A 3009-nucleotide genomic window follows, 5' to 3' on the forward strand; every position below is an offset into this window, starting at 1 on the left:
CACGCCCACCCACCCCCACTCCCGGCCACATAACACCAGGTCAGGCCCGCAACACAGCCCCGTGGCGCCCCCACCGCAACACCGCGTCGCACCCCGCGTTGCACCCCCCACCGCCACCAGGCCACCGACCACCCGGCCACCGAACACCACCACCAGGAGAAAGCCGGCCCCGACAACGGCCGCCCGTCCCGGCCGTACCCCGCCGCCCCGGACAGCAGCCCCCAGGACGGCGGCCCCGGACGGCGACCAGGACAGCCCACACCTGGCGGTCGTCGACACCCGGCTGCGGCCACCACCCGACGTCGCCCGCGGCCCCACCCCGGCACCCTGTCGCACCCACCTGTCACGCCCCCACCACACACAGGGAATCAGGGATATCCGCCCACGTCACACGGCGCGACAGCACCCCACACGACAACAGCACGCGACAGAACCAAAGCAGGCCCAGGGCAACAGCCCCGGACCCAGTCCGATACAAGGTGAGACCTCCGCTCGCGGAGGCCCCCAGCAGAACTACTTCTTCATCTCCTTGGGTCCCCAAACCGCCACCACAACAGGGATCCACACCATCAGCGCCGCCCCGCCACCCAACAGGAAGATCAACCCACACAGCGTCAGGACAGCCAAGCCCTGCGGATCCAGCACCGGCCCGACGAACACGGTGTACAGCCAAGGCAGACCCACCACAAGGACCCACAGCCGCACGAAAGTAGCCCAATCGCGCCCCTTATTCCAATAATTCATAGTAACTCCTTCTTTCTCTTCGATTCCAATTCCCAATGCGCAAGTATTGCATATTCAATTCCATTCAAAGCTCAAGACCGCAACAGGATGCCGCGGCCTCGAACGGACACTCTAGAGCCGGAGTGCACGAACCATCAACCGGCACCCCGAGAGGACAAAGCGCAAAGATCATCTAGGTGCAGGAAGCCTCATAAAAGAGCCCCACCATATCCCTATTGTGGGAACAGGCAGGAAGCGACCCCGGAGGGCGGGCCGACACCCTCAGCCACCACGCAAAGTAACCAACCCTGGCCCAAGTCACCGCCCAGTAGCACATCCACGCCCACGGGGAATAGGTCCAGACAACATACGTAAACAGGCCAGAAAAGCCCATCAACACCAACAGGTCACACCCAGCGGCCCCTCGCCAGATAGAGCCTGGCTGCAGCACCCGGTCCTCCCACCACGGATCGGGCCTGCCGCGGTGAGTGCGAGCGGCATGCACCAATCCGGGGGCCAGGCAGATGCACGCTCCGGCACGCCACCCGGTCGGGGTTGGAACACCCGCCTACGGTGTCGGCATGACGATCCTGGCCAGTCTCCTCGACCTCGTCAGCCTCGCATCGCCCAGCCCCGCAGTCTCGCAGGCTCCCAGTCCGAGTGCCGACTCGGGCAACCCGCCGTGGGCCGCAATCTTTGCCGGTCTCGGCGGCCTGTTCGTCGGCGTGGGAGCCTACTCAGCCGCCAGGCACTCAGCACGCTCCCAACGCCAAAGCGCGCGGGAGACCCTGACGCAGGAACGCGCCCACGCGAAGCAAACCCTGGCCCAGGAACGTACCCAGGCGAAGCGGACCCTGGAGCATGAACGCACCCGCGCGAAGCGGACCCTGGAGCATGAACGCACCCGTCTCTTCAATGAGCGCTTCAACACCGCCGCTGAACTCCTCGGTCACGGCGAATCGGCCTGCCGCCTCGGCGGCGTCCACGCCATAGCTGGACTCGCTGATGACTGGACCGACCGCCGACAGACCTGCATCGACGTCCTCTGTGCTTACCTCCGCATGCCCTACCCACCACAGCCCTTGGACGATGCACCAGCCGACAAACACCTGGGCTGGCAGGCCAACCGCGAAGTCCGCCACACCGTCATCCGAACAATCCGCGACCACCTCCGGCCCAACACGCCATCCGGGGCATCGTGGAGCGGATACGACCTCGACTTCACCGGCGCCGTCTTCGACGGCGGCGACCTCTCCGGTGCCAAGTTCTCCGGCGGCACGGTCAACTTCGCCGATGCCACGTTCGCCAGCGGCACGGTCAACTTCGCCGATGCCACGTTCGCCAGCGGCACGGTGAACCTCGCCGGCACCACGTTCGCCGGCGGCACGGTGAACCTCGCCGGCACCACGTTCGCCGGCGGCACGGTCAACTTCGCCGGTGGCATGTTCTCCGGCAGCACCGTGAACTTCGCTGGTGCCACGTTCTCCGGCAGCACCGTGAACTTCGCCGATGCCACGTTCGCCAGCGGCACGGTCAACTTCGCCGATGCCACGTTCGCCAGCGGCACGGTGAACCTCGCCGGCGCCACGTTCGCCAGCGGCACGGTCAACTTCGCCGGTGGCATGTTCTCCGGCAGCACGGTGAACTTCGCTGGTGCCAAGTTCTCCGGCAGCAGGGTGAACTTCGCCGATGCCACGTTCGCCAGCGGCGAGGTGAGCTTCCTCGATGCCACGTTCGCCAGCGGCACCGTGTACTTCGCTGGTGCCACGTTCTCCGGCGGCACCGTGTACTTCGCTGGTGCCACGTTCTCCGGCAGCACGGTGAACTTCGCCGATGCCACGTTCGCCAGCGGCAGGGTGAGCTTCCTCGATGCCACGTTCGCCAGCGGCAGGGTGAACTTCGGCGCCACGTTCGCCAGCGGCACCGTGTACTTCGCTGGTGCCACGTTCTCCGGCAGCACCGTGTACTTCGCCGATGCCACGTTCGCCAGGAACAGCACGGTGAACTTCAACAGCGCGACGTTCGCCGGCGGCAGGGTGAGCTTCCTCGATGCTCGGTTCGATGGCGGTGTCGTCGACATGCGATACGTGGCAGCCTGGTGGCGGCCCCCACTTTTCGACGACGGCGTTTTGACGGCCCCACCCGCAGGACTACTTCTGCCCGACCCGATACCCGAGTCGACACCTTGAAGGGTGAGCCCAGCGGCTGCCCGGCGGGCTCGTCCCCGCCACCTGGACCGCGGTCGCCGCGATGCCCACCCTGCCCGGCGGCAAGCCCGACCGCGCC

The 3009-nt window shown here is 66.5% G+C and carries 2 protein-coding genes; one reads left to right on the forward strand and one right to left on the reverse strand.

What is annotated here, in order from left to right:
• Positions 1 to 513 precede the first annotated feature (513 nt).
• On the reverse strand, positions 514 to 744 hold the full coding sequence (locus tag ABTY15_RS39490) for a hypothetical protein (protein ID WP_350607559.1): 231 nt from the start codon (positions 742 to 744) through the stop codon (positions 514 to 516).
• Between the two features lie 560 nt (positions 745 to 1304).
• Here ABTY15_RS39490 and ABTY15_RS39495 point away from each other — a divergent pair.
• Positions 1305 to 2912 (forward strand): pentapeptide repeat-containing protein, encoded by a 1608-nt coding sequence (locus ABTY15_RS39495; RefSeq protein WP_350607563.1) that lies wholly within the window; start codon positions 1305 to 1307, stop codon positions 2910 to 2912.
• Positions 2913 to 3009: the final 97 nt, after the last annotated feature.

Source organism: Kitasatospora sp. NPDC097643 (assembly GCF_040302625.1).
GTDB lineage: Bacteria > Actinomycetota > Actinomycetes > Streptomycetales > Streptomycetaceae > Kitasatospora.